The following is a 26,079-nucleotide window of genomic DNA, read 5'->3' on the forward strand; positions in this document are numbered from 1 at the left end:
GCCCGCGCCCACCCTAAGCGGGCCCCGGCGGGGCCGCCTCCGGGCACCGGTGCGGGGGTCACCGCGCGCCCGCTCGTGATGACGCCGGCACCCTCGGTGTCACCGGCCGCCGTCCGCTCGGCGCCCGGCTCGCACGTCCTTGCGGTGACGACGGCGGATGTTCGGGTGGGGGCGGCCGAACGGGTGAAAGATCATGAGGCCATAACCCGGACGGCCCGCCCGGGGTTTACCCGCTGCGGGCGAGTGCCCGCGACCATGTCTGGAAGGCAGGGAACCTCATGCGAAGGGTTACCCGAAACGGTGTGCTCGCCGTGGCGGCCTCCGGTGCGATGGCCGTGACGCTGCCCGCGTACGCGGCCTTCGCGGCCGGCGGGGCCTCGGCCGACGGCGCCGCGGTCGGCTCTCCCGGAGTGATCTCCGGGAACACCGTGCAGCTCCCGGTCGACGTTCCGGTGAACGTCTGCGGCAACACCGTCAATGTGGTCGGGCTCCTCAACCCCGCCGCGGGCAACAAGTGCGCCAACACGGGCGGGAGCGAGGCCGGCCCCGGGAAGGAGCACGGCTCCGGCGGCCACGGCGAGGGATCCGGGTCCCACGGCGGCGCGTCGAGCGGGACCTCCGGCGGTGCCACCGCCGAGGGCGCCGCGGTCGGCTCCCCGGGAGTGATCTCCGGCAACGGGGTGCAGCTCCCCGTCGACGTACCCGTCAACGTCACGGGCAACAGCGTGAACGTGGTGGGCGTCGGCAACCCGGTGTTCGGCAACCAGTCGGTCAACGCCCCCGGCGACCGCCCCGAGCCGCCGGAGCGCCCGACCGAGCCGACGCCGGAACCGTCGCCGGAGCCGTCCGCCCCCGCCGAGCCGCACACTCCGGCGAAGCCCGCTCCGGAGCCCGCGGCCCCGCCGTCGGCCGGGCCGGGGACCGAGGCGTCCCTCGCCCACACCGGTGCGGACGGGACGATGACGGCGCTCGCGGGCAGTACGGCGCTCGCCCTCGGCGGCGCCGCCCTCTACCGGCGCTTCCGCCCGGGGCGGGACGCCTGACCGGGCGGTGCCCGGTCAGGTGACGTCCGGTCCGGGAACGTCCGGTCCGGGAGCATCCGGCCCTGGGGCGTCCGGTCCCCGGGCCTCCGGTTCCTGAGCGTCCGGTCCGGGGGTGTCCGGATCGGGCGGGGCCGGTTCCGGGGCACCCGGCCACCGGAGGCCCGCTCAGGGCCCCGCCCCGGCGGGTTCCGGTTCCGGGAGCCCCGGTCCGGGAACGGTGAGGGACCGTGCCCCGGCGGCGCGGCCCCACGGGTCCCCGCGGTCTCCACCGCGGGGACCTCTCCGTACCCACACCGCCGGGTCGCCGCGTTCCGTCGGCGCGGGATCCGGCCGCGGCGTCACCGCCCGGTGTGGAACCTGCGGTGCAGCGCGTGGACCTCCTCGACCAGCTCCGGGACCGGGCCGTCCACCGCCACGTCGGGCGCGACCTCGCGCACGGCCAGTGTCCGCACCGGCGGCGCCGGGACGCCCAGTTCGGCGAGCCAGCCGCCGAGCTGCTCCGACGAGGCGACGTAGACGATGCGGCCGAGCCCCACCCAGGCGTGCGCGGCGGAGCACATCGGGCAGTGCTCGCCGGACGTGTACACCGTGGCCCCGGCCCGCTCCTCGGGTGACATGTGGGCGGCGGACCAGCGGGCCAGGTCGAACTCGGGGTGACGGGTGCGGTCACCCGAGGCCACCCGGTTGTGGTCCTCGGCCAGGACCGTCCCGTCCGCGCCCACCAGCACCGAGCCGAACGGCTCGTCCCCGGCCTCCAGCGCCCGGGCCGCCAGCTCCACGCAACGGCGCAGGTACGGCAGTTCGGCGTCCTTCACGACCATGGTGTCCGGTCCTCCTCGCAGTGCGGCCCCCGATGGGCTCCGCCCAGCCTATGCGCGAGCGGAGGCCGACGCTCCGCGGCCCCGGAGAGCAGGCGCGCGGACCGGTCCGGGGAGGTGGACCGGCCCGCGCGGGCTCCTTCCGTCGGCTCGTCCCCTACCGTCTGGTCGTGCTCCGCGCCGACGCGACGGCGCAGGCCGCCCCAAGGACCAGTGCCAGGGCTCCGATGACGATGTTGTTCCAGATGACGCCGGCGTCCGGGTGGGACCCGACGATCCACGGTGCGACGATCATCCACGCTCCCATCGCGCACATGGCCCAGCTCAGGCCGTACATGCGGTCGGGGGCCCGGGTGAACCCGAGCGCCAGCAGGCCGATCGCCACACCCATGATCAGGTTGTGGGTCATGAGCGCGGGCTGGCTCGCCGTGTAGTGGACGATCCACGGGGACGCGGCGCAGTACAGGCCGAGCAGGAACACCGGCCCGTCCATGAGCGCCACGTCGCGGCCTCCGAGCACACGGGCGTAGCGGGCCCGCATCTCCGAGGCGTCGGGGTGAGCGGTGATGTCCCCCGCGGGGTGGGTGGCCCCTCTGGGGTGCGAGACGTTGGCCATGACGTCGTCTCCTTCGGTGACTACGTCCATTCTGCTCTTATTTTTCCCTTATGTGTAGCCGGGGGAGGAAGAGACGGGCAACGGCCCCTGGAGTACGTCCGTTTGTCACACCGGTATGAATTCGGCGTCCGCGGGGCGGGAACGGGCCCGGATCTCCTTGACGCTCCTCTCCGGCCGCTGACACGATTCACGGCATGACCTTGCGACTGGACCTCACGCGGCGACGCCATGTCGACCTCGCGCGTGTCTCCAGCGCCTTCTGTCGCCCGGCGGCCTGACCCCTCCCGTCCCCCCGCGGCGCCTTCCTTCCCCTGCCCCTTCCCCTTTCCCGCGACCGGCCGTTCCGCGCCGGTGGGACGGGGGCGCCGCGCGCCCGGTGCCGCCACCGCGCACCCCGCGGACACCGCCGTGCCGTCCCCGGCACCGCGCCGTCCCGCGCCGTTCCCGGCCGCACCGTGCCCGGTCCGCCCTCCGGCCGCTCCGCCGGCCCGCTGTCCCGAAAAGAGAACCCATGGCCATCGTCCTGTCCGTCTCCGGGAGCCCCTCGGTCTCCTCCCGCACCAACCGGCTGCTGCGCCACCTCGACGGCCGGCTGACCGCCCAGGGCCACGAGGTGATCCCGCTCGACGTCCGCACCGTCCCCGCCGAGGCCCTGCTCGGCGCGGACTTCCGGCACCCCGCGATCGTGGAGGCCGCCGCACTGTTCGCCCGCGCCGACGGCGTCGTCGTCGGCACGCCCGTCTACAAGGCGTCCTACTCCGGAGTCCTGAAGGCGCTGCTGGACCTGCTCCCGCAGTACGCCCTGGCCGGCAAGACCGTGCTGCCGCTGGCCACCGGCGGTTCCACCGCCCATGTCCTGGCCATCGACTACGCCCTGCGGCCGGTGCTCACCTCCATGGGCGCGGAACACGTCGTGCCGGGCTGGTTCACGCTCGACCGCGACATCACCGCCCACGAGGACGGCACGGTCTCCGTGGCCCCGGCCGCCGCCGAGGCCCTCGCCGGGGTCGTCGACCGGTTCTCGGCGGCGCTCGGTGCCCGTCTCCCCGTCCTGGCCACCACCGGCTGACCCGCCCCGGACCCCGTCCCGCCCCGGATCCCTCGCGGGTCCGCACCCCCGCACGACCTCGCGCACCCCGCCCGGACCGTCCCCCCGCGGCGGTGTCCGCGCACGCACCGAACGGAGACCCTCGTGTCCCTCACCTTCCACTGGTTCCTGCCCACGAGCGGCGACAGCCGCGATGTCGTCGGCGGCGGACACGGCACCCCGGCCACGTCCTTCGGGCGGCACCGGCCGCCGACCGTCGGCTATCTGACCCAGATCGCCCGCGCCGCCGAGGACCTCGGCTTCGTCGGCGCCCTCACCCCCACCGGTGCCTGGTGCGAGGACGCCTGGCTGACCACGGCCATGGTCTCGCAGGCCGCCGAGCGGCTGAAGTTCCTGGTGGCCTTCCGCCCCGGGGCCATCTCGCCCACCCTCGCCGCGCAGATGGCGTCCACCTTCCAGCGGCACACCGGCGGACGCCTGCTGCTCAACGTCGTCACCGGCGGCGAGAGCCGCGAGCAGCGGGCCTACGGGGACTTCCTCGACAAGGACGACCGTTACCGGCGCACCGGGGAGTTCCTCACCGTCGTACGGGGGCTGTGGGAGGGCCGCACCGTCGATCTGGACGGCACGCACCTGCGGGTCGAGGAGGCCCGGCTCACCCGGGTGCCCGAGCCGGCGCCGGAGGTGTACTTCGGCGGCTCCTCGCCCCTGGCCCGCGAGATCGCCGCCCGGCACGCCGACGTGTACCTCACCTGGGGCGAGCCGCCCGCCCAGGTCGCGGAGAAGATCGCCCGGGTGCGGGAGGCCGCCGCCGCTCGGGGCCGCGCCCCGCGCTTCGGCATCCGGCTGCACGTCATCACCCGCGACACCGCCCGGGACGCCTGGGCCGAGGCGCACCGGCTGCTCGACGGATTCGACCCGGCGACCGTGCGGGCGGTGCAGGAGGGCCTGGCCCGCAGCGAGTCGGAGGGGCAGCGGCGCATGCTCGCCCTGCACGGCGGCGACCGAGGCGACCTGGAGATCCGCCCCAACCTCTGGGCGGGGATCGGCCTGGTGCGCGGCGGCGCGGGCACCGCCCTGGTCGGCGGCCACGAGGAGGTCGCCGAGCGGATCGAGGAGTACCACGCCCTGGGCATCGACGAGTTCGTCCTGTCCGGCTACCCGCACCTGGAGGAGGCGTACTGGTTCGGCGAGGGCGTCCTGCCCCGCCTCGCCGCCCGCGGCCTCTGGCACCACCCGCACACGGACCCGGCCGCGACGGAGGCGCCGGTACCGGTGGCCGTCTGACGCCCGGCCGCTTGCGACCGATGGGCGACCGAGGTGAGGCACCGGGTGACGGACACCGGGTGACGGGCGCCGGCCGGCCTGGCGCCGCGTCGGCCCCGTCCCCGGCGGTCGGCGTCAGCCGGGGCAGGGAAGGCCACTGTCCTGGGCAAGGGGCGGCGGGACCTCGATCCGGCCGCGGCACCGGTCGGATTCCGTGAACAGTGCCGGGCGATCTGTTCACGGTCACAGCCATACGTACCGGCACCGCCGTGAACCGTCGTGCCATCCGGGCGGGTTGCCTGGCCGCTCGGGTTCGTGCGGTGCATCAGAGCTGCCGCGGGCCGTCGACGGTGAGAGAATGGGTCGAGCGACAGTCGCCCCTGCGGGTCTCCGAGATGCCGGACCGGCCAGACGGTCAGCCAGAGCAGAAAGGGGCAGGCATGCCCTTCATCTTCCGGTACGGCGACGTGATCTGCACTGCTGCCGGGGGTGTCGGGTTCGCCGTGGCGTCCGCACTCGGTGGTCTCTCGACCGTGTGGTGGGCCGTGTGGGCGGCGGTGGCCGTCATGGTTGCGGGGAGCCACATCTACCGCCGTCGACCCAGCAGCCGATGAACGGCGCGCGCACCCCTGGATGTTCGCCATGTCTCCGAAGCGGCAGGGCTGGTCGTTGACCTGAACGGCCGGGAGACGCGGCGACTCGGTGGCTTCCGGGACGCGGCGGGCGTGTGCCGTGCCGTCTCTCGGTGCGGTGAGGTGCGGTGCGGACGGAACCTGGAGGCGTGCCCGGACATGGATGCGGGTCCCGGAGCAGTTCTGACGCCATCGACGGCCACGGTGTCCCGCTCGCACACGTCGGTCGGCAGCCTCTGAGAGGCATGGGCAGACCGACGTTCAGGCCGACATCGTCGACGACGAGCGGGACCGACTCGTCGTCCACGCGCTGAAGGGGCCGGCACCGGTTGCTCGGGTCCGTAGGCGAACGACCTGCGGCGCAGAACGCTCCAGGACGTGTCGCGCGTGGGTCACGGGACCCGGCACTCCGAGACGGGTGATGGGGCCCGGTCGTGCGGCCGGGCACCTGCGGCGAGAAGTGCGGCGATCGTTTCGGGAAAGGGCCCGGCCATCGCCCATTCGAGCGGGGACCTGCCCGTGCCGTGGTCTTCGCGCAGACCGGGGTCGGCGCCGTGGGCGAGGAGCGCGCGCACCGTTTCGGTGTGACCCCAGCACGCGGCCGCGCACAGGGGTGTGCCTTCCGTGCCGTGTCCGCTCTCGGTGTCGGGCAGTGCCCCGGCCGCCAGGAGACACAGGACGGTGTCGGTGGCTCCGTGGACCGACGCCGCGTAGAGGGGCGTGGTCCCTTCGGCGTCGCTTGTCTCGGGGCGGGCCCCGGCCCGCAGCAGAGCATTGGTCCGGGCGCTGTCGCCGACCATCGCCGCCTCGACGAGACGCTTGGGCAGCTTCTTCTGCCTTCTTCTGTTCATGGTTGCCCAGATTAGCCACGAGTCGGGTGAAGTACCCGGTCACACAGACTTGTTGGGGACCACGCCGTCATGGCCACCCCGGATGCCACCCGCTTTGCGCGACGTTCATGCTTCTCACGGTGCCGGATCTTCCACGGTCGAGACGGCCGGTCGGTGCCGTACCGGAGGCCCGCTCAGGGCTCGCGGACGAAGTGTGCGCAGTCCGGGCAGTCGTCGAGGTAGCGGTGCCGGCACTCGACGGTGTGCTGCAGGAAGGTGATGGCCTGCCGTGTGCGGGCGAGTTCGCCCTCGAGGGCGGTGATCTTCGCTCTCACCACCGCCTGCGCATCCTGCTTTCTCGGCGCCATCGCGGCCCTCACCTCCGGCAGGGACAGCCCGACGCGTCGCAGCTTCAGCACGGTGCGTGCCTGCTCCAGGGTGCTGTCGTCATAGACGCGGTAGCCGTGGCCGTCGCGGGGCACGGTGAGCGCCCCCGTCTCCTCCCAGTGCCGCAGTACATGGGCCTCGATGCCGAGTTCCGCGGCTGCCGCGCCGATCGTTCGCATCACCACACCCCTTGCCTTCATGCCGACCTGAACCCCTAGCGTCTCGATCATGCCTGAAACCCAACGCCCCACGGGCGCCCCTCGCAGTGCCTCGGTTCTGGTCACCGGTGCCGCCGGCAACCTCGGCCGTGAGGTCGTCGTCCGTCTCCGGGCACGCGGCGCGCGCGTGCGCCGCCTGGTGCACCGTCGGACATCCGGCCTCCCGGACGATGTCGAGTTGGTGGTCGGCGACCTCACGGAACCCGCGGTGCTCCGCGCCGCGCTCCGGGACATCGACGCCGTCCTTCTCCTCTGGCCCCTGCTCGACTCCGCCCCCGCCCACCCCGTGGTCGCGGAACTCGTCGCGGCCGCGCCCCGTGTCGTCTACGTGTCCTCGACGGCGGTGGACGACGACGCCGCCCGGCAGAGCGATCCCATCGTCCAGGTGCACGCCGACATGGAAGTCCTGTTGCGCGACGCCGGACTGGGTCCGGTGATCCTGCGCAGTGACACGCTGGCCTCCAACGCCCGTGGCTGGAAGGCTCAGTTGCGTGCGGGTGACGTGGTCGCGGGCACGGACACCGCGCGCACGGCCGTCGTCGACGAACGCGATGTCGCCGATGCTGCCGCGGCCGTACTGCTCGCACCGCACCACGCCCACCCGGACACCATCCCCTATCTGCTGACCGGGCCCGAGGTGCTCGGCCGGGCCGGCCAGATCGCCCGGCTCGGTGACGCCCTCGGGCGCCGACTGGGTTTCAAGGCCCTTCCCGCCGGCCTCGCCCGGTCCCGCATGCTCGCGGACGGTCGTCCCGAGCGGTTGGTGGAGGCGCTCATCGCCGCTGCGGTGCGCCGACCGGAGTCGAACCGCGTCACCGATCACGTCGAGCGCCTGACCGGCCACCCGGCCCGCACCTTCGCGCGATGGGCCGTCGACCACGCTGGTGAGTTCAGCTGACGGGAGAGCACTCCGTGCGGTCGTCGACCCGAGGGGGATCACCCCCGGGGGGGGAAAAAGGCGCGATGCTTCCGGCCGGGCCGCTCCGCGAGGGCCCCCTCCCGCCTCCGTCCGTGCGGGCCCCTGCTTCCCAACCTCCGCGCCCGCCCCGGCCCTCGGCGGAAGGCAGGTGGTCTGCCCGGATCACCGCTTCGCCGCCGCCCGCGCCACGGCCTCCCTCCCGGCCCCGCCTCCCGATGTCTCCCGTGGCAGCCAGCGGCGCGTGAGCAGGCCGAGGACGAGGTGCAGGAGACCTGCCGTCGCCGCGACGACGTGCAGTCCGGTGACGAAGGCCGACTTGGCGTCGCTGACGACCGCCGCGGTCAGGCCGGGGAGTTGGAGCGCCTCGTCGAGCGTGGGGGCGAGGCCGGGGACCCCGAGCCGGAACACCACGGCGGCGAGCGAACCGAGCAGCGCGATGCCGAGGGCGTTGCCGATCTCGTTGCTGGTCTCGGCGATCGCCCCCGCGGATCCGGCCCGCTCGGCAGGGACCGCGGCGACGGCGGTGTCGGCGACGACGGCGAAGGAGATGCCGTAGCCGAGGCCCGCGACCGCGGTGGAGGCGATGTACCAGCGGGTCCCGCCGGTCGCGGTGGTGAGGAGCAGCAGGAGCAGACCGGCGGCGATGGAGAAATGGCACACGAGCAGTGCGACGCGCCTGCCGAAGCGGTCGACGGCCGTCGGGGCGACGACGCAGGCCGTGGTGAGCACGACGGCTCCGGGCAGCGCCAGGAGCGCCGACCGCAGGACGGGGAGGCCGAGGACGGACTGCAGATAGATCCCGGACAGGTAGGCGGTGGCCGACCAGGCCGCGAGCGGGAGCAGGCCGGTGACGACGGCGACGGCGAAGGTCCGGTCGCGGAACAGCGTGAACTCGATCAGGGGGTGCGGGAGGCGGCGCTGTCGCAGGGCGAACCACCCCAGTACGGCGGTGCCCAGGAGCAGGGAGGCGGCAGCGGTGGCCGTCGGGCCCTCGGCGGCGGCGCGCTTGACGCCGTGGATCGCCAGCAGGAGCCCGACGGCGGAGGTCACCACGCTGATCGCGTCGATCCGGCCCGGTCGCGTGGCCCGGACCTCGCGCAGCAGCACGGGGGCCAGGCAGAGGAACAGGGCGATGACGGGCAGGTTGACCAGGAACACCGACCCCCACCAGTAGTGCTCCAGGAGCACACCGCCGATGACCGGCCCGATCGCGAAGCCCGCCGCGAACGCCGCGGCGAAGATCCCGATGGCCCGGGCCCGTCGCCCCGGGTCGGTGAACAGTTCACCGAGGACCGCGAGCGCGGAGGGGAGCAGCGTCGCGCCCGCGATCCCCATGACCGCGCGGGCGGCGATGAGCAGTTCCGGCGTGGGGGCGAAGGCGGCGGCGGCCGAACCGAGGCCGAAGAGGGCGGCGCCGGCCATGAGGAGCCGGAGGCGTCCGAAGCGGTCGCCGAGGCTCCCGAACGCGACGAGAAGGGACCCGACGGCGAAGCCGTACACGTCCAGGATCCACAACGCCTGGTCCGCGCTGGGGTTCAGCGCCCGGCTCAGCCGGGGCATCGCGAGGAACAGCACGGATCCGTCCATCGAGACCAGCAGCACCGGACCGAGGACGACGAGCAGACCGAGCCAGGCCCTGAGCGGGACGGCACCGGAGACGGGAGAGGGGCGTCGGGTCATGCCGTCCAGGCTCCGGGCATCGGAGGAGGACAGCCAGACACCCGGTGTGGGTACACCCGCCAGGTGCACCCTCGCACCGCACGGTCGGCCGTGCCCGAGAACCGTCCCGACATCCTCGGCGGGTGCGCGACAAAGGCCACGGCACCTCGCGGCGGCGTCCGAACGCCCGGACACGCCGTGGCCCGGGCGTCCCGCCCTCGCCCCGGACGGCATCCCGTCCGGCGCCCCACACCATCGGCCGGGGAGCGGCCATCGCTCCGCCCGAGACGCCGCACACCGATCCACCGGGGGTGACGGGACAGCCGTAGGCTCGGACGGGTGGAGAGTCTCGGAGCGTTCCTGAAGAGCCGCCGCGACCGGGTCACCCCGGACGCGATCGGGCTGCGCACCTACGGCGGCAGCCGGCGCGTTCCGGGGCTGCGCCGGGAGGAGTTGGCCCATCTCGCCGGTGTCAGCGCCGGCTACTACACGCGGCTGGAGCAGGACCGGGCGGGCAGCGTCTCGGCGCAGGTCCTCGACGCCCTGGCCGGGGTGCTGGTACTGGACCCGGTCGAGACGGCGCACCTGCACAACCTCGCCCGCCGGAGCGGTCGGGCCGCTCCCGCCGAACCTCCCGTCGAACACCCCCACCCCCGTGTGCTCGCGCTGCTCGACGCGCTGGCCGGGACGACGCCCGCGATCGTGCTCGGCAGGCGCGGTGACGTGCTCGCCTGGAACCGCGCGGGTCACGCGCTGTTCGCCGGGCACGTGGACTTCGACGCGCCGGGCGCCCCGGAACGCCGTCCCTCCGTCCCGCGGATGTTCTTCACCGACCCCCGCACCCGGGAGCTGCACCGCAACTGGGACGACCTCGCGCGAATCCACGTCGCGTATCTGAGGCTCACCGCGGGCCGGTTCCCGGACGACGCGCGGCTGGCGGACCTGATCACGGAACTCACCCTGCGCAGCGACCGGTTCGCCCGGATGTGGGCGGCCGGGGAGGTCGCGGACTGCACCACCGGCGACATGCACCTGCGCCACCCCGCCATCGGCAGCGCGAGCGTCGCCTATCAGGTGTGGCTCCAGCCCGACAGCCCGGATCACCGTCTGGAGGTCTACACCCCCAACGACGCGTCCTCGGCGGACGCCCTCCACCTCCTCCTCCAGCCCCGCGTCGCGGAAGAGGACGGCCCCGGTATCCCCGCGGCCGAACGGTGGCCCGCCGACGGCCGCCTGCGCGAACGGCCCGTCAGCACGCCTGCGCAATAAGGCAGTCAGCATCCCTCGACGGCTCGACGGCTCGACGGGCGCTCCCTCTCCTCGCGTCCATGCCCGCCCGGCCGTGTCACTCACCCCCGCCCCGGCCGCACCCGGCCCTCACCCGGTACGGCCCCCACCCCCGCCCCCGTCCCACGCGGCCGATCGACGGGTGGTCGACACCGCCCGCCGGACCCCTGCCGCGCCCTGACGGCCCCGGCACGCCGGGGCTCCGCGCACGGGGCTACTTGCCCGGCTTCTGCAGCAGGTGCCCGAGCTTGATCAGCGCGCTGCGCCGGTGTTCGTCGAGCAGCGCGCACAGTTCGACCGCGTCGCGTCGGCGGGTGGCGGCGAGGATCTCGTCGTGGGCCTTGCGGTCGTAGCGCCGCAGGTTGTCGTCGGAGAAGAACATGGCGCGGTACGGGTCCGACTTGTCCCAGAGCTGGGTGATGAGGCGGAGGAGCTGCGGCATCCCGGCGCGCTCGAAGACCAGGAAGTGGAAGCGCCGGTCCAGCCGGCCGAGTTCGATCACCTGGCCGCTCTCGGCGCTGGCGGCCATCTCGTCCAGGAGCAGGTCCATCGTGACCAGGTCCTCCTCGGTGAGGTTCGGCAGTCCGCGCGTCACCGCCAGGCTCTCCAGGTTGCACCTGATGTCGCACAGCTCGATCAGCTCGTCCATGCCCAGATAGGTGACGGAGAAGCCCCGCCGGGGACGGTAGGTGACCTGGCCCTCGGTCTCCAGGGTCTTCAGCGCCTCGCGCACGGGCACCACGCTGACGCCCAGCTCCTCGGCGATGGCTTCCTGGCGCAGTGGCTGACCCGGCGTCAGCCGTCCGGAGAAGAGCCATTTGCGCAGCTCGTGCAGGACGGCCTCGTGCACGGTGACCGGCTTCGCGATGCCCGTGGACTGCATGGATCCTCGATTCGCTCGGATGACGCATGACATGCACACAAGTGCACTGCGGTCATCTTAGGTCTTGTTTTTTCTAAGATCCAGCCATACTGTCCTCGGACATCGGACCAGAATGGTCGGTTCGGTATGAACACCCTGATATAGGTGACAGAGGGGGCAAATCATGCATCCCAGAAGTGTCCGGGGTTTTGTCGACGGGGCCTTTGTGGAAGGTTCCGCCGTTTTCGAGAAGATCAGCCCCGTGGACGGCGGCGTGGTTGCCCAGGTGCACGAGGCGGGCCGGGGGGAGGTGGATGCCGCCGTCAGGGCCGCGCGCCGGGCGGTGGACGACGGACCGTGGGCACGGATGAGCACGCCCGACCGCGTCGCCCTGCTGCGCAGGATCGCCGAGGGGATCGAGGAGCGCTTCGAGGACTTCGTCGCGGCCGAGGTGGCGGACACCGGTAAACCGGAGCGCCTGGCACGGGAGTTGGACGTGTCACGCGCCGTCGCGAACTTCCGCCAGTTTGCCGACATGGCGGCGACCGTGGGGCTCGACGCGTTCCACACGGAGACGCCGACGGGGCGAAGGGCGCTGAACTACGCCTTCCGGAAGCCGGTGGGGGTGGTGGCGGTGATCGTGCCCTGGAACCTTCCGCTGCTCCTGCTCACCTGGAAGGTGGCGCCCGCCCTGGCCTGTGGCAACGCCGTGGTCGTCAAGCCCTCCGAGGAGACGCCGTCGACCGCCGCCCTGCTCGCCGAGGTGATGGCCGGGGCCGGGCTGCCCAACGGCGCGTACAACGTTGTCCACGGCTTCGGGCCGGAGTCCGCGGGCGAGTTCCTGACCACGCACCCCGGCGTCGACGCGGTCACGTTCACGGGGGAGTCGTCCACCGGTTCGGCGATCATGCGGGCGGTCGCGCCGGGGGTCACCCCGGTCTCGTTCGAACTCGGCGGGAAGAACGCGGCGATCGTCTTCGAGGACGCCGACCTCGACCGTGCCGTCGCAGGGCTCGCCGAGTCGGTCTTCGCCAACACCGGCCAGGTCTGCCTGTGCACCGAACGGGTCTACGTCCAGCGGTCGGTGTTCGACACGGTGGTTCAGGGACTGGCGGAACGCGCCGGGGCGCTGCGCCCCGGCCGCCCCGACGACCCGGCCACGAACCTCGGCCCGCTCATCTCGCGCAAGCACCGCGAGAAGGTGCTCGGCTTCTACGCCGCCGCCCGCGCCGACGGGCGGCTGGTGGCGGGCGGCGGGGTGCCGGAGCTGGGCGGGGGCCTGGACGGGGGCGCCTGGATCGAACCGACCGTCGTCACCGGGCTCGACGACGGCCACCGGGCGGTGCGCGAGGAGATCTTCGGTCCGGTCTGCGCCGTACTGCCCTTCGACACCGAGGAGGAGGTGGTGCGCAGGGCCAACGACACGCGGTACGGCCTGGCCGCCGCGGTCTGGACGGAGGACCTGCGCCGGGGCCACCGCGTCGCCCAGCGGATGCGCGCGGGGATCGCCTGGGTCAACTGCTGGTACCTGCGCGATCTGCGTTCACCCTTCGGCGGGTTCGGCCTCTCCGGCATCGGCCGTGAGGGCGGGACCCACTCGCTCCACTTCTACACGGAGCCCACCAACGTGTGCGTGGAGCTGTAGCCGCGGCCCCGGACACCCCGCCACCGCGGACACGCGGTCCGGGCGGGGGTCCCGGGCGCACGACCGTCCCGGCACCGCCCCCACCGGGGGCACGCCCGGACACGCGACGACGGCGGAGACCGGCCGCCCACGCCCCGGGCGCGGGAGGGGCCGGACGCGTCGCCGCACCCAATGGACATCTGGAGGACGAAGCACAGTGCAACGGACGCAAGACACCCCACGGAACGGCGCGACCGCGCGAGCGGGCACGACAGGAGGGACCGGCGGGGCCACGCACCCCGACGACGTGGCGGCGGTGCTGGACGAGGCCCAGCGGAGGGCCGGGGCCGTACCGCAGTTCGAGGAAGGGGCCTTCGACCTGGCCGGGGCCTACCGGGCGCAGGAGGCGCTGCTCGCGCTGCGGTGCGCGCGCGGCGAGCGTCCCGTGGGGATCAAGCTCGGCTTCACCAGCCGCGCCAAGATGGCGCAGATGGGCGTCGACGAGCTGATCGTCGGACGGCTCACCGACGCGATGCGGGTCGACGACGGCGGCGCCCTGGACATGGGCGGGCTGATCCACCCCCGGGTGGAGCCGGAGGTCGCCTTCCTGCTCGGCGCGGACCTGCTGCCGGGCGAGGAGCCGCGGGTCACGGCGGTGGCCCCGGCGCTGGAGGTGATCGACTCCCGCTACCGGGACTTCCGGTTCAGCCTCGTGGACGTGGTGGCCGACAACGCGTCGAGCGCGGCGTTCACCGTGGGGGAGTGGACGGAGGTGCCGGACGGGCTGGCCGACCTCGGCGTACGGCTCGACATCGACGGGACCGAGGTACGGACCGGATCGACGGCGGCCATCCTGGGCAACCCCCTGGACGCCCTCGCCGCCGCCGCGGTGCTGGCCGCGCGCTACGGGATCGCCGTCCCCGCGGGCACGCTGGTCCTCGCGGGCGCGGCGACGGCGGCGGCGCCGCTGCCGGCCGGCAGCACCGTACGGGTGAGCGTCGACGGCCTGGGCTCCGCCTCGCTGACCTCGGGGGGCGGCCGTGGCTGAGGCGCTGCGGGCGGCGGTGACCGTCGAGGGCAAGGCGATCCCGCGCGGCCGGTTCCCCCATGTGCGCCGGGCCGGGGACCTCCTCTTCATCTCCGGGACGAGCAGCCGCCTTCCCGACAACTCGATCGTGGGCGCGGAGAGCGACGCGATGGGCACGACGCGGCTGGACATCCGGGAGCAGACCCGGGCCGTGATCACCAACATCGCCGATCTGCTCGCGGCGGCCGGAGCGGACCTGTCGGACCTCGTCCAGGTGACGTCGTACCTGGTCAACATGAACGACTTCGGCGGATACAACGAGGTGTACGGGGCCTTCTTCGACGAGTCGGGGCCGACCCGGACCACCGTCGCCGTGCACCAGTTGCCGCATCCCCATCTGCTCATCGAGATCCAGGCGGTCGCCCATGTGCCCGCGGACCCCGCACCGAAGGAGAACCCCTGATGGACATTCCCACGACGGCCCACTTCGCGCGCTGGCTGAAGGAGCACGCCGAGGAGCTGCTGCCCCCGGTGAACAACAAGGTGGTGTTCGAGGGTTCCGAGGACCTCATCGTGCAGGTGGTGGGCGGACCCAATGAGCGCACCGACTACCACGTCGACCCGTTCGAGGAGTGGTTCTACCAGATCAAGGGCGACATGCACGTGCACCTGATGGCCCCGGACGGCCCCCGGACCGTGCACATCCGCGAGGGCGAGATGTGGCTGCTGCCGCGGAACATCCCGCACTCGCCCCAGCGCCCCGAACCCGGGTCCATAGGACTGGTGCTGGAGCGGGTGCGCGAGGAGGGCACCATCGAGTGCTTCCAGTGGTACTGCCGGGAATGCAGCGCACTCGTCCACGAGGCGGAGCTCCAGGTGAGCGACATCGTCACCGACCTGCCCCCGGTCTTCGAGGACTTCTACGCGGACGAGCGGGCCCGGACCTGCCGTGAGTGCGGCGCCCTCCACCCCGGCCGGGGCGAGGCGGCGACATGACCGTGATCGACGTGCACACGCACTACGTGCCGGGGCACTGGCCCGACCTCGCCGAGGCGGCGGGCGGCGGCCGGGACTGGCCGTGGCTGCGCGGCGGGCCGGGCCGCGAGGCCATGATCATGCTGGGTTCCCGGGAGTTCCGCCGGATCGGCGCGGAGTGCTGGGACGTCCCGGCCAGGCTGGCCGACATGGACGCCGACGGCGTCGACGTCCAGGTGGTCTCCCCGACGCCGGTGTTCTTCGGCTACGAACGGCCGGCGGACCAGGCGCTCGCGGTCGCCCGGGTCTTCAACGACCTCGCGCTGGACATCTGCGCCCAGGCCCCGGACCGGCTGCTGCCGTTCTGCCAGGTGCCCCTCCAGGATCCGGACGCGGCCTGCCGGGAACTGGACCGCTGCCTGGCCGCCGGCCACCGCGGGGTGGAGATCGGCAACCACGTCGGCGACCGCGACCTGGACGACGAGGGGATCGTCACCTTCCTCCAGCACTGCGCCCGGGTCGGCGCCCCGGTGTTCGTGCACCCCTGGGACCTTCCCACCGGGCCGCGGCTGGAACGGTGGATGGCCCAGTGGCTCGCCGGGATGCCCGCGGAGACCCATCTCTCCCTCCTCGCGATGGTGCTCGGCGGGGTCTTCGACCGGGTGCCCGAGAGCCTGCGGATCTGCTTCGCCCACGGCGGGGGGTCGTTCGCCTTCTGGCTGGGCCGGATGGACAACGCCTGGCACCGCAGGAACGACGTGGTCGGCACCTCCCGGATGCCGCCGTCCTCCTACGTCGGCCGGTTCTTCGTGGACAGCGTCGTCTTCGACGAACGTCCGCTGAGGCTGCTGATCGACACGCTCGGCGCCGACCGGGTGATGCTCGGCAGCGACTACCCCTACCCGCTCGGAGAACGGCCGGTGGGTGCCGTGGTGCGCGGCTCCAAGACGCTCACGGCCGCCGAACGCGGCCTGGTGCTGGGCGGGAACGCCCAGCGGTTCCTCGGACCGCGCGGGACGCGGTCGAACTGAGGTGGAGGCCATGGGCATCCACATCCACACTGAAGAAAGGTTTCTCTGGTGTTCTCCATGACAATGCGGCGCAGACGGGTGGTCGTCCTCCTCGCGGCTCTCGGCCTCGCGGCGACGGCGTGCACCGCCGGCGGCTCCGGCGGCTCCGGCAGCGGCGGCGGCGGTGAGAAGCGGAACTCCGACACCCTCACCGTGAACTGGGCGACCGGCAACACCACCCTCGACCCCGCCGCGGCCTGCAACCAGGACGACCTCAGCCTCATCCACAACCTGTACTCGGGCCTCACCCGGTACGCCACCAAGCCGGGGCCCGACGGCACCAGCGAGTACGACCCGACGAAGATCGAGCCGTCCTTCGCCAAGAGCTGGACCGTCACCGACTCCGGCCGCACCTACACCTTCAAGCTGCACGAGGGCGTGACCTTCCCCGACGGCACCGCGATGGACTCCGCGGCGGTGAAGTACTCCGTCGAACGGGTGCTCACCATGGGCACCTGCGCCACCTTCTACCTCCAGGCGGGCATGAGCGCGCCGCCCCTGATCACCAAGGTGGAGACCCCCGACGCGAACACCGTCGTCTTCCGCCTGCGCGCCCCCAACGCCGACTTCCTGGCGGGACTGGCGACCCCGGCGGGCAGCATCGTCAACCCCGCGGTCGTCGAGGCCAACGGGGGAGTGAAGAAGGGCACCCTCAGCACCTGGATGGCCGGGAACACCGCGGGCTCCGGCCCCTACTCCCTGGCCACCTACCAGCCCAACTCCACGGCGGTGCTCACCGCCAACCCCGACTACTGGGGCGACAGGCCCGCCACCCCCACCATCCGGATCAACTACGTCACCTCGGCGCCCACGCTCGCCCTGCGCGCCAAGTCCGGCGAGGCCGACGTCACCCTCGGACTGCCCCCGCAGAGCGTCAAGAGCCTGGAGACGGAGAAGGGCCTGCGGCTCATGGCCCACCGTGCCCCGCTGTTCGCCCAGGTCGCCCTGAGGAACGACGCGGCCCCCCTCGACAACGTCAAGTTCCGGGCCGCGCTCACCCTGGCCGTCCCCTACGAGAAGATGCTGGAGTCCGTCGGCTTCGGCTTCGGCGAGCTGTACTACGGCTCCGTCCTGCCCGGCGTCTCCGGGTACGACGCGCCCGGCTCGAAGCCCCTGCGGACCGATGTCGCCGAGGCCAGGAGACTGCTGGCCGAATCGGGTGTGAAGACCCCGGTGACCGTCCCGATGATGATCAACTCCTCCGCGCCGAGCGCCGAGCAACTGGCCACCCTCCTCCAGGGCGTGTGGCAGGAGATCGGCGTGAAGGTGGAGATCGAGAAGCTGGCGCCCAGCGACTTCACCCCCCGCTTCACCAAGGGCGACTACACGTCGGCGCTGGTCCTCGAAGGCCCCGGCGTGCCCACGGCCGGCTACCAGCTCGCCCTCACCGCCTCCTGCGACAGCCCCTTCAACAACGCGAAGGTCTGCATCCCCGGCCTCGACGGGAAGCTCGCCCGGGCCCAGGCCGCCCGCGACCCCGAGACCGCCCGGAAGCTGTACGCCGAGATCAACAGCGACTGGCGCGCCCAGTCACCGCGGATCCCGCTGTACGCCCTCCAGCACGTCGCCGTCCTGAGCACGTCGGTCACGCACTACTCGTACGCCAAGTTCATGGACTTCACCGACTGGGCCGTGTCCCGCTGACCAGGAGCCCGACCATGGAACCAAGCACCCCGAACTCCGCGGTGCCCGTCATCGAACGGCACCGGAGCGAGGCCCCCGCCACCCCGGCCCCACCGGGCCGGGAGAGGACCGCGAAGGGCCGCCCCCTCCACCGGGCGCTGCGCGCCCTGCGCCGCCAGCCCACGCTCACCGCGGCGGGCGGAACCCTCCTGCTCTTCCTGCTCGCCGCGCTGCTCGGCCCGCTGCTCTGGGGCCCCGACCCGACCAGGGTGGACCTGGGCAGCGTGCTCGCCGCACCGTCGGCGGCCCACCCCATGGGCACCGACTCCCTGGGCCGGGACGTCTTCGCGCGGTTCCTGGCCGGAGCCCGCATCTCCCTGTTCGTCGGGCTCGCCGTCACCGCCGTCGGCGCCGTGCTCGGCGGGACCCTCGGGGTGGTGGCGGGCCTGGCCCGGGGACGCGCGGACAGCGTGTTCAACTGGCTGATCAACACCCTGCTCGCCTTCCCCCCGCTGATGCTCGCCATGGCCGTGGCGGTCGGCCTGGGCGCGGGCACCCTCTCGGGGGTCCTCGGACTGGTCATCGCCTCCGTGCCGTGGTTCGCCCGGGTGCTGCGCAGCGAGGTCATCCGCATCCGGTCCATGCCGTACGTGGAGAGCGCCCAGCTCCTCGGGGCCTCCCGCGCCTGGGTGACCCTGCGCCACGTCGTCCCCCAGGTGATACCGACCCTCGTCATCCAGGCCGCCGCCGCCTTCGGCTGGTCGGTGCTCACCCTGGCCGCGCTCGGCTTCATCGGACTGGGCCCGCCACCGCCCACCCCCGAATGGGGCTCGATGATCACCGACGGACTCCAGTACGCGCTGTCCGGCCAGTGGTGGATCGGGGTCTTCCCCGGACTCGGACTGCTCGTCGCCGTCACCGCGGGCTCCGTCCTGGCCGACCGCGCCCGGGACATCCTCGACCCGCGCGGCTCCTACGACCGCATCTGAAGGAGGCACAGTGCGTACCTTGTTGACCAAGGCCGGCTGGGGACTGGCCACCGCGCTCGGCGCGTCCCTGCTGGCGTTCCTGCTGATGCGGGTCCTCCCCGGCGACCCCGCCCGGCTCGCCGCCGGGGAACTGGCGTCCGAGGAGACGGTCCGCGCCCAGGAGACCGCCATGGGACTCGACCAGCCGATACCCGTCCAGTACGTCAAGTTCCTCACCTCCTTCTTCCAGGGGGACTGGGGCTTCGCGTACTCGGTCGGGCAGCCGGCCCGGCACGAGATCACCAGCAGGCTCCCCGCCTCGCTCGAACTGGGCCTGTTCGCCTTCGCCCTCGCCGTCACCACGGCGGTGTGCCTCGCGGTCCTCGCCACCTACTCCCGGCGCGCCTGGGTGGACCGGCTGGTGCGGGGGGTGTCCTCGATCGGGCTGGGGACCCCGCAGTTCTGGCTGGGGCTGATCCTGCTCGTCCTCTTCTCCCAGGCGCTCCCGCTGCTCCCCGGACCCGAGGGCAGACTCTCCCCCGGATTCGAACAACCCCCGTCCACCACCGGCCTCCTCACCGTCGACGCCCTGCTCGCCGGCGAGCCGGCCACCGCGTGGAACGCCGTGCAGCACCTGATCCTGCCCGGTGTCGTCCTCGCCCTGGTCCCGTGCGCCTTCCTCATCCGGCTGCTGCGCGGCAACCTGCTGGAGTCCCTGCGCGGCCAGTACATGGTGGTCCTGCGGGCCAAGGGCGTGAGCCGCCGCGCCTCCTTCGTCCGGCACGCCTTCCCCAACGCGGCCCTGCCCACCATCACCGCGGCCGGGCTGGTGCTGGCCGAGATGCTCGCGGGCAGCGTGCTCACCGAGAAGGTCTTCGGCTGGCCCGGCGTCGGCAGCCTCGTGGTGGACTCCATCCTCCGCAAGGACTTCGCCGTGGTGCAGGCCTTCGTCTTCCTCAGCGCCATCGCCTATGTCGTCCTCAACACGGTCGTCGACCTCCTCTACGGCGTCATCGACCCCCGGATCAGGAGCGCGGCCCGATGAACACCCTCCGCAGACCGGCCGACGGCCGGCCGTCCGCCCCGGACCCCGCCCCGGGGACCACCGGCACCGTCGAGCACCGGGCCTCGCCCGGCGCCCGGGTCGCCGACCGCGAGGTGGTCCTCGCCGTCCGCGGGACACACACCAGGTTCGCGGGCCCCCAGGGCACCGTGACCGCCGTGCACGACGTCGGCTTCGACCTGCGCCGCGGGGAACGGCTCGGCGTCGTGGGCGAGTCAGGCTCGGGCAAGTCCGCCCTCGCCCGCTCGCTGATGCGGCTGATCGACCCGCCCGGCCGGGTCACCGGCGGGACCGTGACCCTGGACGGCACCGCCCTCCACGAACTCTCCGAACGGCAGTGGCGCGCCGTCCGCGGCCGCGACATCGCCATGGTCTTCCAGGACCCCATGACCGGCTTCGACCCGCTGCGCACCATAGGCCAGCAGATCGTCGAGGCGATCCGGCTGCACCAGGACGTCACCCCGCGCCAGGCCCGGTCCCTGGCCGTCGACCTCCTCGGCGACGTGGAGATCCCGGACGCGCGGCGCCGCGCGGACGACCACCCGCACCAGTTCTCCGGAGGCATGCGGCAGCGCGCGATGATCGCGATGGCGCTCGCCAACGGGCCCCGGGTGCTCATCGCCGACGAACCCACCACCGCCCTCGACGTCACCACCCAGGCGTCGATCCTGAAACTGCTGTGCCGCCTGTCCGACGAACGGGGCACCGCCATCATCATGATCACCCACGACCTGGGGGTGGTCGCCGAACTGTGCGACACCGTGCAGGTGATGTACGCGGGACGGATCGTCGAACGCGGCCCCGCGGCCGAGGTGCTGACCCGCCCCCGCCACCGCTACACCGCCGCCCTGCTCGACTCCGTCGTCCGCCGGGACCGGCTCCGGTCCGGGGCACTGCCCATGATCCCCGGCTCCCCGCCCGACCTGGCGGCGCTCCCGGCGGGCTGCCCGTTCGCGCCGCGCTGCGCCACCGGACACGACGAGGCCGACTGCCTCGGCGGGGCCCCGGAGAGCCGCGGCGTGCCCACCGGCCTCGGTGACGTCACCGTGGCCTGCCATCTGCCGGTCGACCACACCGCGCCGACCGGGAAGGAGCCGTCATGAGCACCGGCCGCAGGGACCCGGCGGCCACCGCCGGCCACCGGAAAACCCCCGGAGCGGGCGCCGTGCCCGGGACCGGACCGCACCCGGAACCGGCCCGCCCGGTTCCCCCCGCCCGGCCCGGCCTGCGCCCCGCACTCACCGACCCCCTGCTGCGCGTCCAGGGACTGGAGAAGACCTACGGCACCGGACGCGGCCTGTTCGGGAACCGGCCCGGCGCCACCCCCGTCCTGCGCGGCATCGACTTCGACGTGGCCCGCGGCGAGACCCTGGGCATCGTCGGCGAATCCGGCTGCGGGAAGTCCACCACCGGCCGGTGCGTCGTCCGGCTCACCTCGCCCACCCGGGGCACGGTGGACTTCGGCGGGGTCGACCTCGCCACCGCCCGCGACAGCGAGGTCCGCCTGGCCCGCCGGAGACTCGGCATGGTCTTCCAGGACCCCGCCAGCTCGCTCGACCCGCGCATGACCATCCGGGCCATCGTCGAGGAACCGCTGCGCGTCCACGGGGTCGCCGACCCCGCCGAGCGCACCCGGCGGGCCGCGGAGGCCCTGGACCGGGTCGGCCTCGGCCCCCGGTTCGCCGACCGCAAGCCGCACATGCTCTCCGGCGGGCAGCAGCAGCGCGTCGCCGTGGCCCGGGCGGTCGTCGCCCGCCCCGAACTCGTCCTGCTCGACGAGCCCGTCTCCGCGCTGGACGTCTCGGTCCGCGCCCAGGTGCTCAACCTCCTCGGCGAACTCCGCGACGAGCAGGACATCACCTACCTGTTCATCGTCCACGACCTCGCCGTCGCCGAGCACTTCAGCGACCGGATCATGGTCCTCTACGGAGGCCGGGTCATGGAGATCGGCCCCGCCGCCGACCTGTTCCACCACCCCGCCCACCCCTACACCCACGTACTGCTCTCCGCGGTACCCGTGCCCGACCCGGGTGCCGCGGGACGGCAGAAGATCATGCTCCGCACCGCGGAGGGCAACGCCGCGGCCTCCGCCGGCTGCCCCCTCGCCGCCCGCTGCCCCGTCGGCGCCGGCCGGGAGCGGTGCGCCACCGAACTCCCCTCACTCAGGGAAGTACGCCCCGACCACTGGACTGCCTGCCACTACTCCGAGGAGTCGGCAGCGCTGGGAAAGGACCACCTGTGAACACCACGACCACCAAGGACCTGTCGGAGCGGATGCCCGGCGAACTCGCCGCCGCCGGCCTCGACGGAGTCCTGATGCTCGGCCTGGAGAACGTCCAGTTCGCGGCCGGTGCCGCGCTCCGCTCGGCCAGCATGCTCGACCGGCCCAACCTGGTGTGGTGGCCGCGCGAGGGCCGGCCCGTCGTCTACACCAGCGAGGAGACCGTGCCCACGGTGGCGTCCATGACCACCATCACCGACATCGTCGGCTACGACGAGCAGGGCGCCCGGTTCCCCTCCGGCATCGTCGACACGGTCGCCGCCGACCTGCTGCGGCGCGGTCTCGGCTCGGCCGCGATCGGCTACGAGTCGGACCGGATGCCCGTGGTCTTCTTCCAGCGCCTCTCCGCGCTGCTGCCCGAGGCCCGGCTGCTGCCCGGTGACGCGGTGCTGCGCCGGCTGCGGATGGTCAAGGACGAGGGCTCGATCGAGATCATGACCCGGGCCGCCCGGCTCACCGAACTGGCCCTCGCCGCCTGCATCGAGGGCGTCCGGGTGGGCGAGAGCGAGCGCGAGGCCGCCGACCGGCTCACCGGGACGATGCGCGGCCACGGGTTCGGGAACGTCGACCCCCTGGTCGGCACGGGCGAGGGCGCGGCCCGGATCGGGCCGCCCACCGACCGCCTCATCCGCGAGGGGGACTACCTCAGACTCGACGTCAAGTCCCGCTACCAGGGCCTGCTGTACACCGACGCGGGCCGGATGGCCGTCATCGGCACCCCCACCGAGGCGCAGAAGGCCGCCTACGCCGCCCAGTACACCCTCAACCGCCGGGTGATGGACTTCATCAGGCCGGGCCGGACCTGCGGCGAGGTCTACCTGTACTGCCGGGAGCAGACCGAACGCCTCGGCATCCGGCTGTTCAACTACGGCCACATCGGCATCGGTCACGGCATCGGGGTGAGCGGCACCGAACGCCCCTCCCTGCACGCACGCGACGAGACCGTCCTCGTCCCCGGCATGGTCATCAACATCGAACCCGACACCTACGGACCGGCCGGGGAGATCCTGCACATCGAGGACATGCTCCTGGTCACCGAGGACGGGGTGGAGCCGCTGTCGCACCGTGACGACTGGTCGGCGCTGCCCGTGGTCCCCGCGTGAGCACCCTCCCCGGCGACCGCCGAGCGGTCCGCGCCGACGGCCCGCCCGGCCCGGCCGCGGCGCCCCGTACCGGGGTCCGCGATCAGGCACCGGGCACCGTCGACCTGCTGGTCGGGGGCGCCGAGCTGGTCGTGACCATGGCGGGGGAGGACATCCCGGGCGGCTGGGTGGCGGTCGACGGCGGCACGGTCGCCGCCGTCGGCCCCCCGGGCTCCGAACCACCGGCCCGCCGCGTCCTCGACGCCTCGGGCACCCTGGTCACCCCGGGCCTGGTCAACGCCCACCACCATCTGTTCCAGAACCTCACCAGGGCCTTCGCGCCCGCCGCGGCCGAGGGCCTGTCCGGCTGGCTCGGCGTCCTGCGCCCCCTCTGGCGAAGACTCGACGAGGAGGCGGCCCACGTCTCGACCTGGGTGGGCCTCGCCGAACTGGCCCGCAACGGCTGCACCACCACCGCCGACCACCTCTACCTCCATCCGAGGCCACGGCTGGTCGACGCCCAGGTGGCGGCCGCCCGCGAGGTCGGGCTGCGCTTCCACCCGACCCGGGGCAGCGTCGTGGCCCGGCCGGGCGCGGACCGCGACGAGGTGCCCTCCTGGGCGGAGCGGCCCGACGACGTCCTCGCCGACAGCGCACGCCTGCTGGACGCCTTCCACGACCGGTCGGCCGGAGCGATGACCCGGGTGGCGATGGGGCCCACGGCCCTGGCCGCCACGACGCCCGCACTCCTGGAGGACCTGGCCCGGCTAGCCGAACGCCACGACGCCCGGCTCCACACCCACCTCTTCGAGGAACCCGGCGAAGCGGAGGAGTGCCGGGCGTGGTTCGGCCGCCCGCCCGGCCGGCTGCTCGCCGACTCCGGCTGGGGCGGCCGGGCCTGGGTGGCGCACGCCGTCCACCCCGGGGAGGAGGGGGTGCGCGACCTCGCGGAGGCCGGCATCGGAGTCGCCCACTGCCCCAGCTCCAACGCGCTCCTGGGCGCCGGGATCGCCCCGCTGTCCGCCCTGCGGGCCGCCGGGGTGACGGTCGGGCTCGGCACCGACGGCTCCGCCTCGGCCGACTCCGCCTCGCTCTGGCTGGAGGCGCGGACCGCGATGCTCCTGGCCCGGGCGACCGGCGGGGCCCCCGCGATGAGCGCACGGCAGGCGCTGGCCCTGGCCACCGTGGGCGCCGCCCGCTGCCTGGGCCGGGAGGGGGAGATCGGCGCCCTCGGGCCGGGCATGTGCGCCGACATCGCCGTCTGGGAACTGGACGAGGTGATGTTCGCCGGGGCGCACACCGATCTGGTCGAGGCATGGCCGCGCTGCGGTCCGCCTCGGGTCCGGCACACCCTCGTCGGGGGAGTGCCGGTGGTGCGCGACGGAGAGCTGTGCGCGCCGGGGCTGTCCGACCGGCTCGCGACCCACCGCGCCATCGCCCGTGCGTGGCAACACGCGGCACCGGCGTGAACGACGGGCCCGTCCCGCCGGTACGGGCGGCCCAACGGCCGGGTCCTCGCCGCGCGCCGCGCGCCGGGGACCCGGCCCCGCCGCCCACCGCGGAACGGGACCGTGGGGGCTGCTGGGACGGGCCCGTGGTACGGGCTCCCGGAGCAGGCCCATGACGACGACAAGGAGACAGGAATGACACGACCAGGGCCCCGGCCCGGTACGGAGACCGACGGCACCGACGCGGCCCACCTCGCCCGCGCGATCGAGCTGGGCCGACAGGCCGGGACCGAGGGGAACCGTCCCTTCGGCGCCGTCCTCGTCGCCGCGGACGGCACGGTGCTCGCGGAGGGGCGCAACACCGTGCGGGCCACCGGCGACATCACGGCCCACGCCGAGGCGCACGCCCTCCGCAGCGCGGGCACCGCGCGGGGGCCGGCCGTCGTGCGGGGGGCCACCCTGTACGCCAGCGGCGAGCCCTGCCCGATGTGCGCCACCGCGCTGTACCTCGCCGGTGTCGAACGGGTGGTCTACGGGTTCGCCGCGGCCGACATGCGGCGGATCGGATCGGCCGACGACCCCTTCATCGCGCTCGGCTGCCGTGAGGTACTGGCGCACGGCGATCGCCCCGTCACGGTGACCGGCCCGGTCCACGAGGGTGCCGGGGCCGTCTTCACCGGGGCGCCGGACCCGGCCCCCTGACCGGCCCCGGCCCCTGACCGGGCCCGGCCCGGCACGGCCGCGGCGGGGCCGGGCGGCCCTGAGCCGGGGCCGTCCGCCGAGCGGGTGGGCGCTCCCACGGGAGAACCCCCCTCCTCCCGGCCGAGCGGTGCCGGTCAGCGCCGGTCGGGCGGGTTTCCTCGGCATCCGGGGCGGGCCGCCCGGCGGTCTCGTCGGCCGCCGGGCGGCCCGCCCGCGCACGCCGGCCGACGCTGCCCGTGCGGTGCCGCCGGACGCGCCCGCGCATCGAGTGCGGGGCGGCACCGTCCACCCATCGGCAACGCCCGCCGGCCTAGTGACCTGAGTCAGAGCTTCTTCGTCAGAACGTGGCCATCAGCCGGATGCCGTGCGGCCGGCAGGTCCGGCCCGGACTGCTGACATCCGGCCTCCGGCACGCCGGGCAGCGCGCGAGAGCTACCCGAATGTCCCCGGCTCAGGTCACTGGGGCCTCTCGTTTGGATCATGCCGGGCTCGCGGGCCCCGGCACCGCACCTCGCCGGGTTGTCGTCGGTCGCCGGGGCTCCGCCCCGACTCCCTCCTCCGCCTCGCGACGCACGGCGCCCGACCCCGCCCCCTGATCCGGCCCGACCCAAACGAAAGACGCCAGCGGCGG

Annotated in this window: 25 protein-coding genes; 19 read left to right on the forward strand and 6 right to left on the reverse strand. The window is 73.7% G+C overall.

Going from position 1 to position 26,079, the window contains the following annotated elements; all coding sequences use genetic code 11:
• Positions 1-278: 278 nt before the first annotated feature.
• Complete coding sequence (locus tag ACZ7LB_RS10950; protein WP_471467066.1) at positions 279-1,043, forward strand: chaplin; 765 nt, start codon at positions 279-281, stop codon at positions 1,041-1,043.
• 338 nt (positions 1,044-1,381) lie between these two features.
• Here ACZ7LB_RS10950 and ACZ7LB_RS10955 read toward each other — a convergent pair whose 3' ends face one another.
• Together ACZ7LB_RS10955 and ACZ7LB_RS10960 are read right to left on the reverse strand one after the other, a co-directional pair.
• Positions 1,382-1,864, reverse strand: a complete 483-nt coding sequence (locus ACZ7LB_RS10955) for a nucleoside deaminase (protein WP_471467067.1) — start codon at positions 1,862-1,864, stop codon at positions 1,382-1,384.
• A gap of 154 nt (positions 1,865-2,018) precedes the next feature.
• Positions 2,019-2,477 (reverse strand): SPW repeat protein, encoded by a 459-nt coding sequence (locus tag ACZ7LB_RS10960; RefSeq protein ID WP_471467174.1) that lies wholly within the window; start codon positions 2,475-2,477, stop codon positions 2,019-2,021.
• A gap of 194 nt (positions 2,478-2,671) precedes the next feature.
• On the opposite strand from ACZ7LB_RS10960, the gene ACZ7LB_RS10965 reads away from it, so the two are divergent.
• The 3 genes from ACZ7LB_RS10965 (at position 2,672) to ACZ7LB_RS10975 (ending at position 4,812) form a co-directional block, all read left to right on the forward strand.
• Entirely contained in the window at positions 2,672-2,755 is an 84-nt protein-coding gene (locus tag ACZ7LB_RS10965) for a putative leader peptide (RefSeq protein WP_365213827.1), read from the forward strand.
• A 233-nt stretch (positions 2,756-2,988) separates the two neighbouring features.
• Positions 2,989-3,546 (forward strand): NADPH-dependent FMN reductase, encoded by a 558-nt coding sequence (gene ssuE / locus ACZ7LB_RS10970; protein WP_471467069.1) that lies wholly within the window; start codon positions 2,989-2,991, stop codon positions 3,544-3,546.
• 123 nt (positions 3,547-3,669) lie between these two features.
• The gene (locus ACZ7LB_RS10975) at positions 3,670-4,812 is read left to right on the forward strand and encodes an LLM class flavin-dependent oxidoreductase (protein WP_471467070.1); all 1,143 of its coding nucleotides are present in this window, start codon (positions 3,670-3,672) and stop codon (positions 4,810-4,812) included.
• 1,003 nt (positions 4,813-5,815) lie between these two features.
• Here the strand turns inward: ACZ7LB_RS10975 and ACZ7LB_RS10980 are convergent.
• Together ACZ7LB_RS10980 and ACZ7LB_RS10985 are read right to left on the reverse strand one after the other, a co-directional pair.
• Positions 5,816-6,274, reverse strand: a complete 459-nt coding sequence (locus ACZ7LB_RS10980; RefSeq protein WP_471467072.1) for an ankyrin repeat domain-containing protein — start codon at positions 6,272-6,274, stop codon at positions 5,816-5,818.
• 173 nt (positions 6,275-6,447) lie between these two features.
• On the reverse strand, positions 6,448-6,819 hold the full coding sequence (locus tag ACZ7LB_RS10985; RefSeq protein ID WP_365211112.1) for a MerR family transcriptional regulator: 372 nt from the start codon (positions 6,817-6,819) through the stop codon (positions 6,448-6,450).
• Between the two features lie 49 nt (positions 6,820-6,868).
• On the opposite strand from ACZ7LB_RS10985, the gene ACZ7LB_RS10990 reads away from it, so the two are divergent.
• A complete protein-coding gene (locus tag ACZ7LB_RS10990) occupies positions 6,869-7,756 on the forward strand; it encodes an NAD(P)H-binding protein (protein WP_471467074.1) in 888 nt (295 codons plus the stop codon).
• 183 nt (positions 7,757-7,939) lie between these two features.
• On the opposite strand, the gene ACZ7LB_RS10995 is transcribed toward ACZ7LB_RS10990, so the two are convergent.
• Positions 7,940-9,457: an MFS transporter gene (locus tag ACZ7LB_RS10995; protein ID WP_471467076.1), complete on the reverse strand. Its 1,518-nt coding sequence runs from the start codon at positions 9,455-9,457 to the stop codon at positions 7,940-7,942.
• Positions 9,458-9,775: 318 nt separating this feature from the next.
• Between ACZ7LB_RS10995 and ACZ7LB_RS11000 the strand changes: the two genes are divergently transcribed.
• Positions 9,776-10,705 carry a helix-turn-helix transcriptional regulator gene (locus ACZ7LB_RS11000; protein WP_471467078.1) on the forward strand — a complete coding sequence of 310 codons (930 nt, stop codon included), beginning with the start codon at positions 9,776-9,778 and terminating at the stop codon, positions 10,703-10,705.
• A gap of 232 nt (positions 10,706-10,937) precedes the next feature.
• Here ACZ7LB_RS11000 and ACZ7LB_RS11005 read toward each other — a convergent pair whose 3' ends face one another.
• Positions 10,938-11,606 (reverse strand): GntR family transcriptional regulator, encoded by a 669-nt coding sequence (locus ACZ7LB_RS11005; protein ID WP_471467080.1) that lies wholly within the window; start codon positions 11,604-11,606, stop codon positions 10,938-10,940.
• 163 nt (positions 11,607-11,769) lie between these two features.
• Between ACZ7LB_RS11005 and ACZ7LB_RS11010 the strand changes: the two genes are divergently transcribed.
• From ACZ7LB_RS11010 to ACZ7LB_RS11070, 13 genes are all read left to right on the forward strand, one after another.
• Entirely contained in the window at positions 11,770-13,230 is a 1,461-nt protein-coding gene (locus ACZ7LB_RS11010; RefSeq protein WP_471467082.1) for a 2-hydroxymuconic semialdehyde dehydrogenase, read from the forward strand.
• 295 nt (positions 13,231-13,525) lie between these two features.
• A complete protein-coding gene (locus ACZ7LB_RS11015) occupies positions 13,526-14,257 on the forward strand; it encodes a 2-keto-4-pentenoate hydratase (RefSeq protein ID WP_471467175.1) in 732 nt (243 codons plus the stop codon).
• A 16-nt stretch (positions 14,258-14,273) separates the two neighbouring features.
• Entirely contained in the window at positions 14,274-14,699 is a 426-nt protein-coding gene (locus ACZ7LB_RS11020) for a RidA family protein (RefSeq protein ID WP_471467177.1), read from the forward strand.
• Positions 14,696-15,232, forward strand: a complete 537-nt coding sequence (locus ACZ7LB_RS11025; RefSeq protein WP_471467179.1) for a 3-hydroxyanthranilate 3,4-dioxygenase — start codon at positions 14,696-14,698, stop codon at positions 15,230-15,232. Before ACZ7LB_RS11020 ends, ACZ7LB_RS11025 begins: the two co-directional genes overlap by 4 nt.
• Positions 15,229-16,242: an amidohydrolase family protein gene (locus tag ACZ7LB_RS11030; protein WP_471467084.1), complete on the forward strand. Its 1,014-nt coding sequence runs from the start codon at positions 15,229-15,231 to the stop codon at positions 16,240-16,242. Before ACZ7LB_RS11025 ends, ACZ7LB_RS11030 begins: the two co-directional genes overlap by 4 nt.
• 57 nt (positions 16,243-16,299) lie before the next feature.
• The gene (locus tag ACZ7LB_RS11035; RefSeq protein ID WP_471467181.1) at positions 16,300-17,925 is read left to right on the forward strand and encodes an ABC transporter substrate-binding protein; all 1,626 of its coding nucleotides are present in this window, start codon (positions 16,300-16,302) and stop codon (positions 17,923-17,925) included.
• A 14-nt stretch (positions 17,926-17,939) separates the two neighbouring features.
• Positions 17,940-18,893, forward strand: coding sequence for an ABC transporter permease (locus ACZ7LB_RS11040; protein ID WP_471467085.1), 954 nt, complete (start codon positions 17,940-17,942; stop codon positions 18,891-18,893).
• A 10-nt stretch (positions 18,894-18,903) separates the two neighbouring features.
• Complete coding sequence (locus ACZ7LB_RS11045) at positions 18,904-19,917, forward strand: ABC transporter permease (RefSeq protein WP_471467086.1); 1,014 nt, start codon at positions 18,904-18,906, stop codon at positions 19,915-19,917.
• Entirely contained in the window at positions 19,914-21,038 is a 1,125-nt protein-coding gene (locus ACZ7LB_RS11050) for an ABC transporter ATP-binding protein (RefSeq protein ID WP_471467088.1), read from the forward strand. Before ACZ7LB_RS11045 ends, ACZ7LB_RS11050 begins: the two co-directional genes overlap by 4 nt.
• Entirely contained in the window at positions 21,035-22,177 is a 1,143-nt protein-coding gene (locus tag ACZ7LB_RS11055; RefSeq protein WP_471467090.1) for an oligopeptide/dipeptide ABC transporter ATP-binding protein, read from the forward strand. The genes ACZ7LB_RS11050 and ACZ7LB_RS11055 overlap by 4 nt, the downstream gene beginning before the upstream one ends.
• Positions 22,174-23,319: a M24 family metallopeptidase gene (locus ACZ7LB_RS11060; RefSeq protein WP_471467092.1), complete on the forward strand. Its 1,146-nt coding sequence runs from the start codon at positions 22,174-22,176 to the stop codon at positions 23,317-23,319. Before ACZ7LB_RS11055 ends, ACZ7LB_RS11060 begins: the two co-directional genes overlap by 4 nt.
• On the forward strand, positions 23,316-24,767 hold the full coding sequence (locus tag ACZ7LB_RS11065; protein WP_471467093.1) for an amidohydrolase family protein: 1,452 nt from the start codon (positions 23,316-23,318) through the stop codon (positions 24,765-24,767). The genes ACZ7LB_RS11060 and ACZ7LB_RS11065 overlap by 4 nt, the downstream gene beginning before the upstream one ends.
• 174 nt (positions 24,768-24,941) lie before the next feature.
• The gene (locus ACZ7LB_RS11070; protein ID WP_471467095.1) at positions 24,942-25,448 is read left to right on the forward strand and encodes a nucleoside deaminase; all 507 of its coding nucleotides are present in this window, start codon (positions 24,942-24,944) and stop codon (positions 25,446-25,448) included.
• Positions 25,449-26,079: the final 631 nt, after the last annotated feature.

It is taken from the genome of Streptomyces sp. NPDC107521 (assembly GCF_055598485.1).